This is a genomic window from Agrilactobacillus fermenti (assembly GCF_047943045.1).
Classification (GTDB): Bacteria; Bacillota; Bacilli; order Lactobacillales; family Lactobacillaceae; genus Agrilactobacillus; species Agrilactobacillus fermenti.
On the sequence record NZ_CP181347.1, the window covers coordinates 1,661,058 to 1,672,919 of the forward strand.

The following is an 11,862-nucleotide window of genomic DNA, read 5'->3' on the forward strand; positions in this document are numbered from 1 at the left end:
TGGTCACATCCCCTTTTCTTTTTGAGCGCCAAACTGGAGCCACTCAATAATTTGATAAAATTGATGCTTTGTTGCCGCTAAATCGTAGTCTGGCTCTACTTGTTTCTTAAGATAATAGTGCGCCACACTTTGATAAAAAACGCCCATCAAAATATGCATTAACAGTTGGTAATCTTCAGATCCCTGAATTTTCAGTTTTTGCCAATCTACATTATCAGGTAGGTCGATTGGCCGCCTTGAAGGATGATTTTGATGCTTAAAGCGGTCGGATAACTTCTTACTGCGGGAATAGTCCATATGCAAAAAGACATTCTTATAAAAAGCCGCATTTGTTCCCATGATCGCATCTGTCAACAAATTACCAAAATAGTGTTTGAAAGCAGCGAAGAGGTCGCCCTGAAATTCATCTAAAGCATGAAACCAGTCGTCGATCGAGGCTTGCCGCTTACTTTCAATCAGATAGTCATAAACATCAGTTTTATCATAAAAGTACTGATAAAAGCTGCCTCGAGGAATCTTAGCAGCTTGGACCAAATCGGTAATAGAGACTTCATCAAAAGGTGCTCGAGAAAATTCATGAAATGCCGCATCAACTAGGCGTTTTTGCTTGGCAACATCTAAGTTAAAAAAAGTTTGTTTCGGCATTTTAACTCCTTTACAAAATATGACACCCTGTCACATGACAAGGTGTCATTATACGCTGAATCGTTCAAAAGTAAAGTCTTAAATCTGTAACTTTGCACGAATTTGTTGGCGATCGGCACTATTGACCAACTGAACTTGGCAGTCGCCCTGATGATACTGCACAATACTAACGCCCGTATTCTTGATCAACCGCTGGGGCACTTGTGTCGGATCTAATAGATAGATAAAGGTACTTAACACCAGTCCATGTGATACAACCAAAATATTGCCATCTTGAACCTCAGATCGGTTTAAAAGTCGGCCAAAACCAGATAACAACCGCTCTTTTACTTCTTGATAAGACTCGGCTTGGTGGGTCGGATCAAGTTGATGTAAGGCGTTGATAAAACCTAAGAATCGTTTAGGATCATTAAATAGCAACACCGTTTTTTGCAGGCCATAAGCATGCACCATCCGCATAAAAATATGGCGATACGTCACACCTTCTAAATTGCCAAAATTATACTCCCGTAAAAATGAAACTTCTTCCAGTGGGACTACTTGATCTGCAGCTTTGAGAATGGTTTGTGCAGTCATTTTAGTCCGCTGACTATCACTGCAGTAAGCATGTTTGATGGGAATTATCTGTAAAATATGGCCAACTTTTTCCGCAGCAGCAATCTCCGTTGGTGTTAGTGGTGAATCCGTTAAGCCTTGTAGACGGCCTTTTTTATTTGACTGGGTTTGACCATGTCGAACCAAGATCAGATTAGTTGTCATTTCCCCCACTCCTTACTATTATCAACAAATCATGCTAAAATTAAGCATACTCATTTTTGGTCGCGCTACGTTTACAAATATAATAATATTATGGAGTTTAATATGACACAAAACAAGTCAGAACAAAATATTCAGATCCTGGAATTTATCCAGAAAAATCCCACTAAAGTCGTCTTAGAGCCCTTAAACTATGCGAATGTTCTAACCTTTGGACTATCCGATAAATACTACTCCTATGACGTTAAACAATTCCCAGATCGAAGATTACACGTGTTACGTATGCCAACAGCTGAAATTCAGTCTAATCATGACTTATTGACTTATTTTTTCCAAATGACCGCTGAAAAATCTAAAAAAACTTTTGAAAATGTCTGGCTGACAACCTCGCATCTAACGGATCTGGGCTTACTATTAGTTGAGCTGTCTTTTGAATAATGAAACATCGTGACTATGCTCGCATCTTTAAATCTCTGCGCACGCAATTACTGACATTTGTACTGGTTGGTTTGATGCTACTAATTTTACGCCAAATCTTTACCACAATTTGGTTAGTTTTTGCCTTTTTCGGTTGTGTCTTATACTGTAGTTTACTTTTCATTGGTTTGATTTTAATTTGGATTTTAGACCGAAAAAGTTAACTTTAGCTTGTATTTTTAGTCATTGTCAGTTAAAATATTTTTTGTGCCATTATTGCCCGTTGGTCAAATGGTTAAGACGTCGCCCTCTCAAGGCGGAGTTGCGGGTTCGATTCCCGTACGGGCTATAATTAAAACAGCAGAGAACAGATGAGTTGCCCCAAAACATTGTTAAATCAGTGTTTTGGGGCTTTTTGTTTTGCTTAAAACGGCAGAGAACGGCAAAAGTCTTGTCACCAAATCACTTTAAAAACAGTAGTTTTGCCACCAAAAATCCTCTTTTGGTGACAAATACTTTAAGATCAACACTTTTAAACTGAATTAAATCCACTCTATGAATATATATTGAGTCACCTCTATTTCAATTTCTGTATTTTGTGTTAATGAGATTTAATAAAAGTGAAAGGAGGCAATATTATGAAAAATATCGATAACTATAACCTGTTCTTAAATACCGTATTCTATTTATTTGCTCTACTGTTACTGGTCGCAACTGTGTTCTTCGCTCACTTTACAAACTTATTAGCTCTTTTATGCGTCGATGCACTTGCTATTTACTTGCTGATTAAGCAAATCTACATTGCCTATGATCGAACATAAGAATCACACGACCATAAAGTACGGGGACATTAGCATTGGGATGTTGTTAAAACCAGGCCCTGTTAAAACACCCGTTATTTCTATGGCCCCTGAAAAACAACACTAAAACCTTGACTTCATCATATTCTCTCGTCAACCGGCCATCGTTTCTTGGCAAAGAGTCATGAATCCTGAATAATAAGATTATAAATATAATTATAAAAAGGAGGACTAACCATGGTCAAAACCTTAAAAGCAATCAATTGGCTGCCCTTGATCCTTTGTATCGTAGTTATTCAGGGTATCGGGTTTCTATCAAGTGTGTTATCAGGTGATATCCGTCAGACTTATAATAGTTTAAACCAACCACCATTATCACCGCCAGGACCAGTCTTCGGCATCGTATGGCCCATCTTGTATTTATTTATCGGTATGGCCTTATATCTGCTGATTTCGGCTCAAGTAACCAGCGGTTTAAAACGAACTAGTTTGATTCTATTTGGGGCTCAGTTGTTGATCAACTTTCTCTGGACGATTATTTTCTTCTCTGGGAACAACTACTGGCTTGGCTTTGCATTAATTATCTTACTAGATATTTTAGTTATCGCTTGTATTGCGCAATTTAGTAAGGTTCAAGTCTTCGCCAGTTACTTGATGGTGCCTTATCTCATTTGGATCTTATTTGCCACTTACCTATCTTTTGGTGTTGCTTGGTTAAATTAATTCGGTCAATCAAAGTATTAAATTCATATTTGAACAGAAAATTTATCTGAACTTGAAACTTTTCTTCCACCCCGTTAGTTATAATAAATTTATTGGGAGGAAGCATAGATAAGTCACCGCTTGGGTGGCTTTTTTATTTTGAAGGCAACATAAAAATAGCCACTTACCTAATGTAAATGACTACGAAGTTGTATTAAATTTAATTAAGCGGCAACTTGAGGATTACGTTTGAGCGCTTTGATAGCCGCTTGGATGGTAATACCTTGACCCATCTTGTTGTGAGCATCAACAACAGTAAATAATTGAGTTTCGGTATTTAACATAATTTTGTATTTCATATCTAAGGACCTCCTAAGGTTAATAATTAGACGGTCGTTGGTAGCGATTGGTGTAACTATACGCTTCTCAAAAATTATTGTCAAACTTTTAGGTTCGTATGTTAGAATGCTTGCAGTAACTATTTTGAACGGGAGGCATAACCTTGCCAAAACAATACTTAAAACTCGACCAGGATGATCAACCCTATTATGATCAATTAATAACAGCCGAAATCTATCCGGAAGCCCAATTTTATAGTTTTGCTAAAAATGACTCTGAGATTGAATATACGAATCAGCATTATCGTGCCCAGACAAAAGATCATAAAATTAGTTCTGAAGATATCCCATTATTTATGGGATGGCTTTTTCACTCAGTTGTACAGAATTTTTTGGATGTCCAGCAGACCGATTTTAATTTAGCCATGTTTGACAATGATTTTGAGATGTATCAGCATTGGCTCGGTTTAGCAAAGAATTTTCCAGCGTTCTATCAGTTTTTCTTTACTCAAGCCACGGACTTCTTTACAGATATTGTTTTTATTGATGATCAGGGTCAACAATCACACCTATATCAAGAAGTCGCAGACTGAACCCTTTAAATTAAATTTAAGCTTCAATTAAACTTAGACCATTGTTTTAATTTCTAGGCTAAATAAGCTATAATTTTAGTATTGAATTGACTAGGAGGTTACACGATGAAAGCCACTAAGCTTTTTGTGAGCATCGTGCAGTATTTTATCGCGGTATTTATCGTGTTCCAGACATATTCTGCTTGGTCACAAAGCATCACCACTGACTCAAGTCAAAAGATTGTTTATACTGCTTTTACCATTTCAGCCTGTTATTTGATCAGTGGCATTATTAACATGGTCTACTACCGGTCAGAATCATTTATTCCGGAGGTAATTTACTTTATCTTCATGTTTGTTGGCTGGTTCTCTGCCCGTAATGACACCGTTTTGTATAACTTTTTAAACGTGTGGGCTTGGTTAGGTTTACTGCTTGGCGTTGGCTTTTTGCTCTGGCATATCATCAAAGTTGTCTTTACGGATGCTGGTAATCAACCAGATAAAAAAAATACTAGGCATCGACGTGGCGGTCTGACCACTGATCCTGCGTCTGAGGCATTTGAACCCGATCAGTCAGCCGCTTATTTAAATCAGCGTCCGCAACCGCCACTTTCCAGACAACCGGGGCAAAATTATCGTCAACCACAACCTTTGAGAAACCAACAATTACCGCCTAGACAAGCAAATGCTGATTTTGTACCAACCAATCAACTGCCGCCCCGAAATCCAAACTTGCGATCAGCCCCAATGCCTGATAATCCGATGGTCCAACCGACAAGGTCAAGTATGACTGAAACACCGACGCGGGAATCTCGGCGGCAACGACATCAAAAATCTGGCAATTCTAGACGGAAACGCCGTTAGAATTGGCATATAAAAACACTGTCTTGACCTGAAGCATCTTGTTAAGACAGTGTTTTTTTGTTACTTAGATTAGAATTGTTTTATCCCAAAATTTTTACGAAGAATTTGACGCCAACTGTTGACGAAGGGCATCTGCTGCAGAATTTTTTGCACCCATTGATTCGTCGGCAATAATGCTAATAATTGATGACTAGAAAATTGGGAAAATAATAAGTTCTGACCGTATAACTGGCCAAGCCGGCTTTGAAAGTCTGGTGAATCGAGACATTTCAAACCTTTATTGGGATTATTACGATCACCAAGCAATAAATGTGCCTTAGGAAAATCCGTTTTAAGATCAATGGGCCGCTGCTTATGGTGTTGGGCGATAACTATCGGTAAACGAATATACCAAACTAACCGCTTTCGCTCCAAAAATAGACAATATTGTAGTATTGCCTGACTTAACGAATCTAACCTAAACCAAGGCACCTCATAATCTGTACGCGCTAATAAATATCGTATCCGAGGCATCAAGTTCCCAGGATGGTCAAACTGCGACCAAATTACCTCAATTTGCTGAGCATTTTTCAACCATGAAGGATGATTGGCGATTCTTAACGTCAGCCACTGCATGTGCTGCCCTTTTTGACGCGATAATAGCCAATAAGAACTCACACTGTCATGAGCAAAATTGACACCAACAATATGCACACCGAGCGGCAATGCTTCGCCCACAGCAGCCAACATCTGCTGGCGATATTGTGACTCAGTTGATTTTGCCAGTTGCTCCAATTGTCGGTGAGTCATCTTTAATAGCCCTCTTTAGTGATTAGACTGCTCAACCTTGCGCTCATAAACCTTGCTGCCCACCGCATCAATTGTCCACATCCAAATCATATGGCCCAACAGTTCAGAAACATGCTCTTCCATTGGTTGATCTTTCGCAGCGGGCACGACTTTCATAGCGGGTAAAGCAAATAAATGTGCCCCAGCCCAAGCGCCAATACCAAATAAAGTGCCGTGACCTAACTTAAGAATTGGCAAATAATGCCCTAATACCATATAGGCCACACCAAAAGTTGTTGAAAAACCATAATGAACCAAGTAACTTGGCCAAGGTAAATCGTGACCGTTATAACTATACGTTGCATGGGCAGCCTCAGTGCTGACACCAAAGTTTTCTAATGTTTGCTGCGGCGGATTCGTCGCATCCCGAGCTGGTGTTCGGGGTGGCATCAAATTTTCCCAACCCATTTTGACCATGCCAGCGATGATACCAGCTGCCGTTCCAGCTGCAATAGCAGGCCATAATTTAAATTTTGTCATGAAAAAACCTCCTCACGTAATTTAAAGCTATTATACAACGTGGGACTATTTTTGACATGATTGGCGGCTGGTATGGACTCAAATTCTAAAGTTAATTGTATTTCATATAGTAATGTTATAATTGTAATTACTATTGAAAATAAGCAGGTTATCTATTTGGTTTCCTAAGCAACAATATCTTTTTCAACAAATAAATGATTCAGTTATCTAATTACAACTTCAAAAAGCTTTCTCTCTTTTTTTTATATTTCAAGCTAAATTTAGAAAGGTAAATTCTTATGGCTAAAGAAAACAAAAATGCAACTTTCAGTGTTGATCAACTATTAGAAAATTTAATTGGTGCTTATTTTTGCGGCAAGAATTATGTTTTAAATGGAAAAGAAATGGATCGTAAAGAATCCAGATTACTCGCTTATTACTTACTTGATCTCGTCGATATATTAGAACGTTCAATAAGAAGTCGCACTGGAAAAGAGTTAGACTATAACTACAGACCAGCAACTGGAACAGTAGACCTACTGCCCTTACAGTTACTAGTAGAAAGATTAAACAAAGAATCCAACAGAAAAAATTAAACGAATGTTACCCCACTCTGTATTTTTAATAGAACATATAAAAACTTTGAATTTCCTTAAAATAAAAAAATACCTATAAACCTTGTCACATCAAGGTTCATAGGTATTAAATCGAAACTCTGGTAAAACTAGTAAACACTCAAAAATGCCGATGGCAGGAATCGAACCTGTACGGGATAAAATCCCACAGCGACCTGAACGCTGCGCGTCTGCCAGTTCCGCCACATCGGCAACAACATATTATATTTTACCAGAAATCAGCAAAATTAAAAGCATAAATTTTAAGAAGGTATTTTATGAATAAAATCACATTAGATTTCGTCAAAAAAACCGTTATTCCAAGAAAGTCCGCCACCCACAAAGGCAATTATGGCCGCATTCTGATCATTGGGGGCAACCAAAATTTTGGTGGTGCTGCGATTATGAGTGCCACAGCCGCAGTTTACGCTGGTGCAGGTCTCGTCACTACAGCCACGGATCCAATGAACTTTACCGCACTACATGCGCGCCTACCCGAAAGTATGGTTTTAGATTTTAATGACTTAGATGCTTTGAGCACTATGATGGCAAAGATGGATGTAGTCGTCATTGGCCCTGGCCTAGGGACCGATGCACCTAGTGAACAAATTTTACGGACTGTTCTAAATCAAGTCAGTGAAAATCAAAGTATCATTATTGATGGCTCAGCAATCACACTGATTGCCGCCAAAAAGTTAACCTTGCCTAGACAAGGTCATCTGATTTTCACCCCGCATCAGATGGAGTGGCAGCGGCTATCAGACATTACGATTGCGAACCAAACTGACGCAAATAATCAGCAGGCTTTACAAAAAATGGTCACTCAAAACAAAAACATCTATCTTGTACTCAAAAGCAACCAAACAAAGGTTTACTTACCTAATCAGGAAATTTGGGTAAATACAACGGGCAATCCCGGAATGGCGACGGGTGGCTCTGGCGATGCATTAACAGGTATTCTAGCAGCTTTTATTGGTCAATTTAAACCATTGTCTGCCAGTATACTTGCGGGTGTTTATACCCACAGTGCCGTAGCTGATCAAATCTATCAAGAACAATATGTGGTTTTACCACAACGATTAAGTGAACGCCTGCCCTACTTCATGCATCAATTAGCTGATCGTTCCAACCAAGCCCATCAATTAGGCTTTCATTTCTAACATAGCGATTTCATCAACAGTTAATGCTCGGTAAGTGCCGGGCTCTAACTGATCATCTAAAACTAGGCCGCCCATTTGCACGCGTTTTAAGGTTAATACTAATTTATCCACCGCTTTAAACATCCGCTTGATTTGATGAAATTTTCCTTCCGCAATTGTTACCCGCACAAGCGAGACTACTTGGTCTGCGCTTGTTTCTTTTTTTAAAATTTCCAGTTGCGCTGGTTGCGTTGTGAAATCTTCTAATTCGATACCTTCTGCAAAAATAGCAATATCTTGTGCCGACACGTCCCCCTGCACTTCTGCTTCATATATCTTAGCCACATGATGCTTAGGACTCAAAAGTCGATGTGCTAACTGACCATCATTACTGATTACCAATAACCCGGTGGTATTCTTATCTAAGCGGCCAATCGGAAATAAATCAGCTCTAAAATCATTAGGCTGTAATAAATCGATCACTGTATCATCAACCTTGTCATGCGTTGCCGAAAGGACACCAGCCGGCTTATTCATTTCGTAATAAAAATTGACTTGGTAAACCAATGGAATCTCATCAAATGTAACTTCATCTTGTGTTGCCTCTACCTGAAATTTTGCATCTTTTACGATGGACCCGTTCACTTTGACTCGTTTTTGTTTCAGCAGCTGTTTCACTTCTTTTCGTGTCCCGATCTGCAAATCAGCGAGATATTTATCTAAACGCATATTTAATTCCCTTCATCGAATCATTAACTTCTATTTAATATTTAATCGGCGTCGAATGCCAGCAACTCGAGACCCTAAAATTCGATCTGCTAAATGAAATTTTAAAGTAAGATAACCATAAATAACAATCCCAACGAGTACGCCGAATGCCAGCGGTATAACGGTCATAAAACGGCTGTATGGATTGATAAATAAATAAAGGCCTTTGACTACCAACCAAACAACGATCATCATCATAGTTGCAAAAATAACAATGCCGAAAATACGCCGCAATAAGCGATTCAAGTTGAACCCATAGATCCGATATAACGCCCAAAACATAAAGCCACAGGCAACGGTCATACCGGCTAGAGTAGCTACCAAAGGCCCAAACACCCTAAAGAAATAAATCATAGGATATTGTAAAATAATTTTGGTAATGACACCGAAACCAAGATATAACATCGCTTTTCGGTTCATATAAAGGCCTTGTAATACTGAAGCTAGAACCATAAATAGACCCAAAAAAATTGCGAGGTAGCTATAAAATTGTAATACGACGGTGCCTAGTGGAATGGCCCAGGATTGTAAGTCACCAGAATTATAAAATAAGACGTATAGTGGGTGCGCCAAGGCGGCCATGCCAAATGATGCCGGCACCATGACAAACATAAATAACTCCACCGCATCATTAATTTGTGTCTGAATCCCTTTGATATCTTTACGGGCGTGGGCGCCAGATAGTAATGGCACCACAGTTAATGACAAGGCAGTGGCTAAAGACACCGTAATCATCACGAGTTTATTCGCATTAAAGTTAAAAATTGCAAACATCGCATCAATCGTATTTTGCGAAGCATTCACAAAATCACGCATCATTGGTGGAAAGGTATATTGATCAATAACCTGAAAGAAAGTTGTCCCGCTATCTAAAATGATGAATGGGATGGCTTGGTGGATGATTTCACGAATGATCTGTCCAGTTGAGATATTGATCTCATTGGCGGAATTAGCGGCCAATTCATCCAAATTAGGCTTGCGTTTCAGGTAATACCAAAATAGGATCCCGATCCCCGTGATTGCCCCAATAAATGCCGCAAAGGTAGATTGAGTCACCGCTGAAACATAATTACCACTACCTACCCGCATGATTAAATAGGTCAGTAATAACATGTAAGCTACTCGACCCAGCTGCTCAAAAAACTGGGATAAGGCTGAAGGCGCCATCTCATTGTAGCCCTGGAAAAAGCCTCGGGTAATACTCATCATTGGAATTAACAATAACGCAAAACTCAAGGAACGAAATAGTGGCACCGTTCGTTGATCGACTTTAAATGTGCCAAAATCCATGGATAGTATTGGCGCACCAAAAAACATCACCAGCGCCGCAACAAAGCCAAACAAGGCCATGATTTTCATACCCTGTTTAAATAATCGTTGACCTAGCGCATATTCATTCAAAGAATTATAATGGGCTACTTGCTTTGAAATGGCCCCAGGGATGCCTGCTGCCGAAATAACTAGAAAGATGCTATAAATATTGTAACCTTTACTGTAAATTGCATTTGCAGATGAGGAATGTGCCCCCATCCAAGTTGTCCAAGGAATAATATAAATAGCACCTAATACCCGGGAAAAGATACTACCAGCAGTCATCCAAGCTGAGCCCTTGAGCAAGGAACTTTTAGACGATTGCACTGGTTTATCTTCAGTATGTGCTGTTTCTTGAGCACTTATTTTTTCTGGCGAATTAGCCATTGATCCGTTCTCCTTTAAAACACGATTAAACTACATTGTAAGTTATTCTCCCGTCCGCCGCAATTTTATTTAAGTGAATTTAAAAATTAATCCCTAAAAATTTAAGAATTATAAAATAAGTCTGAGCACATGGCAAATTAACGTCACAAACGGTTTATCTTAGAAATAAACATAATGGAAAAGTGGCCAAGAACAAAACATTCGTTTCGTCTCAGCCACTCAAATTTACATAACCTATTGTGAGTTATTTTAACTATTGCTCGATCCAACCGCCGTCAATTGGAATCACAACGCCATGGATAAAATCAGCCCCATCACTCAGTAAGAATAGGGTTGTTAAAGCAACCTCTTTGGCTGTCCCCCAACGCTTAGCTGGTGTCTGTTGAGCCACAGCTTTAGCCATGGCGCCCGTTCCAGCAAAATCGGCAGCATTCATGGGTGTATCGATTGCCCCCGGCGCCAAGCAATTCGCACTGATTCCCTTAGCCGCATAATCATAATCTAGCTGTTTCGTATAGCCAATCACTGCATGTTTGGCTGCGGTATAGACGGCGCCGCCCCCACCGGCAACTAAACCGGCAATCGAAGCCATATTCACGATTTTTCCATGGCCGTTTTGAATCATGTCCGGTAAAAATGCATTGACTAATAAAAACTGACTTTTTAGATCTGTCTGCATGAATGTATCCCAAGTCTGGCTGGTTGTCTCTAGTGTGGGCCGGTAACCATCGAGTATCCCGGCTGTATTGAGCAAAAACGCCATTGTTTCTCGCCCAAGATCTTGCTTTATCTTGGTAACAGTTTGTTGCAGCTGATCTTCTTGACTTAAATCACAGCGATAAAAATTTAACTGCTGCGGATAACGGTCAAGCAACGTCTGCAAGGCGTTGCCAAGTTGGCGATCGATCACATAACAGTTGGTACCTTGCTGTAAAAGTTGTAACGTTTGTTGGAACCCGATCCCAGAATTTGCACCGGTGATCAGCGCAGTCTTGCCAACTAATTCAGGATAAGTTGGCTGCGTCACTAGTCTACTAATACCCAATCATCTGCTAAAATATCACAGACTGTCGGTTGAAACATGGAAAGTGCAGGTTCCTCTTTGGTACGTATCAAGAAATATGGTGTGACTGCTTCACCATTTTCTAAGGGCTGTTGTACTTCAAAAATATAAAGCTCTGAGCCACCCCAGCCTTGGCGAACTGCTTTTTTGCCGTTTTTAATTTCTGGTAAAATCTTTTCAAAAGTCATCCAAACACCTC

General features: G+C 39.6%; 16 protein-coding genes and 2 tRNA genes. 8 read left to right on the plus strand and 10 right to left on the minus strand.

Annotation, left to right across the window (positions count from 1 at the left end):
- Positions 1-3: 3 nt before the first annotated feature.
- Both ACNAN0_RS08135 and ACNAN0_RS08140 read right to left on the minus strand, forming a co-directional pair.
- Positions 4-645: a TetR/AcrR family transcriptional regulator gene (locus tag ACNAN0_RS08135; RefSeq protein ID WP_416353066.1), complete on the minus strand. Its 642-nt coding sequence runs from the start codon at positions 643-645 to the stop codon at positions 4-6.
- A 78-nt stretch (positions 646-723) separates the two neighbouring features.
- The gene (locus ACNAN0_RS08140) at positions 724-1,404 is read right to left on the minus strand and encodes a histidine phosphatase family protein (protein WP_416353067.1); all 681 of its coding nucleotides are present in this window, start codon (positions 1,402-1,404) and stop codon (positions 724-726) included.
- A 102-nt stretch (positions 1,405-1,506) separates the two neighbouring features.
- Here ACNAN0_RS08140 and ACNAN0_RS08145 point away from each other — a divergent pair, with 102 nt between their 5' ends.
- The 4 genes from ACNAN0_RS08145 to ACNAN0_RS08160 all read left to right on the plus strand — a co-directional run bounded on the left by ACNAN0_RS08145 (position 1,507) and on the right by ACNAN0_RS08160 (position 3,341).
- Positions 1,507-1,839: a hypothetical protein gene (locus ACNAN0_RS08145; protein WP_230914350.1), complete on the plus strand. Its 333-nt coding sequence runs from the start codon at positions 1,507-1,509 to the stop codon at positions 1,837-1,839.
- A gap of 257 nt (positions 1,840-2,096) precedes the next feature.
- Positions 2,097-2,167 (plus strand) — tRNA-Glu (locus ACNAN0_RS08150).
- Positions 2,168-2,456: 289 nt separating this feature from the next.
- Positions 2,457-2,639 carry a hypothetical protein gene (locus tag ACNAN0_RS08155; RefSeq protein WP_230914351.1) on the plus strand — a complete coding sequence of 61 codons (183 nt, stop codon included), beginning with the start codon at positions 2,457-2,459 and terminating at the stop codon, positions 2,637-2,639.
- A gap of 216 nt (positions 2,640-2,855) precedes the next feature.
- Entirely contained in the window at positions 2,856-3,341 is a 486-nt protein-coding gene (locus ACNAN0_RS08160) for a TspO/MBR family protein (protein ID WP_416353068.1), read from the plus strand.
- 203 nt (positions 3,342-3,544) lie between these two features.
- On the opposite strand, the gene ACNAN0_RS08165 is transcribed toward ACNAN0_RS08160, so the two are convergent.
- On the minus strand, positions 3,545-3,679 hold the full coding sequence (locus tag ACNAN0_RS08165; protein WP_416353069.1) for a hypothetical protein: 135 nt from the start codon (positions 3,677-3,679) through the stop codon (positions 3,545-3,547).
- A 143-nt stretch (positions 3,680-3,822) separates the two neighbouring features.
- Here ACNAN0_RS08165 and ACNAN0_RS08170 point away from each other — a divergent pair, with 143 nt between their 5' ends.
- On the plus strand, positions 3,823-4,251 hold the full coding sequence (locus ACNAN0_RS08170) for a hypothetical protein (protein ID WP_416353070.1): 429 nt from the start codon (positions 3,823-3,825) through the stop codon (positions 4,249-4,251).
- A 105-nt stretch (positions 4,252-4,356) separates the two neighbouring features.
- Positions 4,357-5,094, plus strand: coding sequence for a hypothetical protein (locus ACNAN0_RS08175; RefSeq protein WP_416353071.1), 738 nt, complete (start codon positions 4,357-4,359; stop codon positions 5,092-5,094).
- 69 nt (positions 5,095-5,163) lie between these two features.
- Here ACNAN0_RS08175 and ACNAN0_RS08180 read toward each other — a convergent pair whose 3' ends face one another.
- Both ACNAN0_RS08180 and ACNAN0_RS08185 read right to left on the minus strand, forming a co-directional pair.
- Entirely contained in the window at positions 5,164-5,883 is a 720-nt protein-coding gene (locus ACNAN0_RS08180) for a hypothetical protein (protein WP_230914355.1), read from the minus strand.
- Between the two features lie 15 nt (positions 5,884-5,898).
- The gene (locus ACNAN0_RS08185) at positions 5,899-6,402 is read right to left on the minus strand and encodes a DUF1440 domain-containing protein (RefSeq protein WP_230914356.1); all 504 of its coding nucleotides are present in this window, start codon (positions 6,400-6,402) and stop codon (positions 5,899-5,901) included.
- A 278-nt stretch (positions 6,403-6,680) separates the two neighbouring features.
- On the opposite strand from ACNAN0_RS08185, the gene ACNAN0_RS08190 reads away from it, so the two are divergent.
- Positions 6,681-6,977, plus strand: a complete 297-nt coding sequence (locus ACNAN0_RS08190; RefSeq protein WP_230914357.1) for a hypothetical protein — start codon at positions 6,681-6,683, stop codon at positions 6,975-6,977.
- Between the two features lie 146 nt (positions 6,978-7,123).
- Here the strand turns inward: ACNAN0_RS08190 and ACNAN0_RS08195 are convergent.
- Positions 7,124-7,208: transfer RNA gene (locus tag ACNAN0_RS08195), tRNA-Leu, on the minus strand.
- A gap of 65 nt (positions 7,209-7,273) precedes the next feature.
- On the opposite strand from ACNAN0_RS08195, the gene ACNAN0_RS08200 reads away from it, so the two are divergent.
- Complete coding sequence (locus ACNAN0_RS08200; RefSeq protein WP_230914358.1) at positions 7,274-8,155, plus strand: NAD(P)H-hydrate dehydratase; 882 nt, start codon at positions 7,274-7,276, stop codon at positions 8,153-8,155.
- On the opposite strand, the gene ACNAN0_RS08205 is transcribed toward ACNAN0_RS08200, so the two are convergent.
- The 4 genes from ACNAN0_RS08205 to ACNAN0_RS08220 form a co-directional block, all read right to left on the minus strand.
- A complete protein-coding gene (locus tag ACNAN0_RS08205; protein WP_230914359.1) occupies positions 8,138-8,863 on the minus strand; it encodes a pseudouridine synthase in 726 nt (241 codons plus the stop codon). The two genes, ACNAN0_RS08200 and ACNAN0_RS08205, sit on opposite strands and share 18 nt — an antisense overlap.
- 30 nt (positions 8,864-8,893) lie before the next feature.
- Entirely contained in the window at positions 8,894-10,600 is a 1,707-nt protein-coding gene (locus ACNAN0_RS08210) for a putative polysaccharide biosynthesis protein (RefSeq protein ID WP_230914360.1), read from the minus strand.
- 253 nt (positions 10,601-10,853) lie between these two features.
- Positions 10,854-11,645, minus strand: a complete 792-nt coding sequence (locus tag ACNAN0_RS08215; RefSeq protein ID WP_416353072.1) for a 3-oxoacyl-ACP reductase — start codon at positions 11,643-11,645, stop codon at positions 10,854-10,856.
- The gene (locus ACNAN0_RS08220) at positions 11,627-11,851 is read right to left on the minus strand and encodes a DUF2829 domain-containing protein (protein WP_230914362.1); all 225 of its coding nucleotides are present in this window, start codon (positions 11,849-11,851) and stop codon (positions 11,627-11,629) included. Before ACNAN0_RS08220 ends, ACNAN0_RS08215 begins: the two co-directional genes overlap by 19 nt.
- Positions 11,852-11,862: the final 11 nt, after the last annotated feature.

Excerpts from the sequence above, each read along its gene's own strand:
- ACNAN0_RS08165 (WP_416353069.1), bottom strand. The coding sequence starts at position 3,679 with ATGAAATACAAAATTATGTTAAATACCGAAACTCAATTATTTACTGTT.
- ACNAN0_RS08185 (WP_230914356.1), bottom strand. The coding sequence starts at position 6,402 with ATGACAAAATTTAAATTATGGCCTGCTATTGCAGCTGGAACGGCAGCT.
- ACNAN0_RS08220 (WP_230914362.1), bottom strand. The coding sequence starts at position 11,851 with ATGACTTTTGAAAAGATTTTACCAGAAATTAAAAACGGCAAAAAAGCA.
- ACNAN0_RS08140 (WP_416353067.1), bottom strand. The coding sequence starts at position 1,404 with ATGACAACTAATCTGATCTTGGTTCGACATGGTCAAACCCAGTCAAAT.
- ACNAN0_RS08135 (WP_416353066.1), bottom strand. The coding sequence starts at position 645 with ATGCCGAAACAAACTTTTTTTAACTTAGATGTTGCCAAGCAAAAACGC.
- ACNAN0_RS08210 (WP_230914360.1), bottom strand. The coding sequence starts at position 10,600 with ATGGCTAATTCGCCAGAAAAAATAAGTGCTCAAGAAACAGCACATACT.
- ACNAN0_RS08190 (WP_230914357.1), top strand. The coding sequence starts at position 6,681 with ATGGCTAAAGAAAACAAAAATGCAACTTTCAGTGTTGATCAACTATTA.
- ACNAN0_RS08200 (WP_230914358.1), top strand. The coding sequence starts at position 7,274 with ATGAATAAAATCACATTAGATTTCGTCAAAAAAACCGTTATTCCAAGA.
- ACNAN0_RS08155 (WP_230914351.1), top strand. The coding sequence starts at position 2,457 with ATGAAAAATATCGATAACTATAACCTGTTCTTAAATACCGTATTCTAT.
- ACNAN0_RS08180 (WP_230914355.1), bottom strand. The coding sequence starts at position 5,883 with ATGACTCACCGACAATTGGAGCAACTGGCAAAATCAACTGAGTCACAA.
- ACNAN0_RS08175 (WP_416353071.1), top strand. The coding sequence starts at position 4,357 with ATGAAAGCCACTAAGCTTTTTGTGAGCATCGTGCAGTATTTTATCGCG.
- ACNAN0_RS08205 (WP_230914359.1), bottom strand. The coding sequence starts at position 8,863 with ATGCGTTTAGATAAATATCTCGCTGATTTGCAGATCGGGACACGAAAA.
- ACNAN0_RS08160 (WP_416353068.1), top strand. The coding sequence starts at position 2,856 with ATGGTCAAAACCTTAAAAGCAATCAATTGGCTGCCCTTGATCCTTTGT.
- ACNAN0_RS08145 (WP_230914350.1), top strand. The coding sequence starts at position 1,507 with ATGACACAAAACAAGTCAGAACAAAATATTCAGATCCTGGAATTTATC.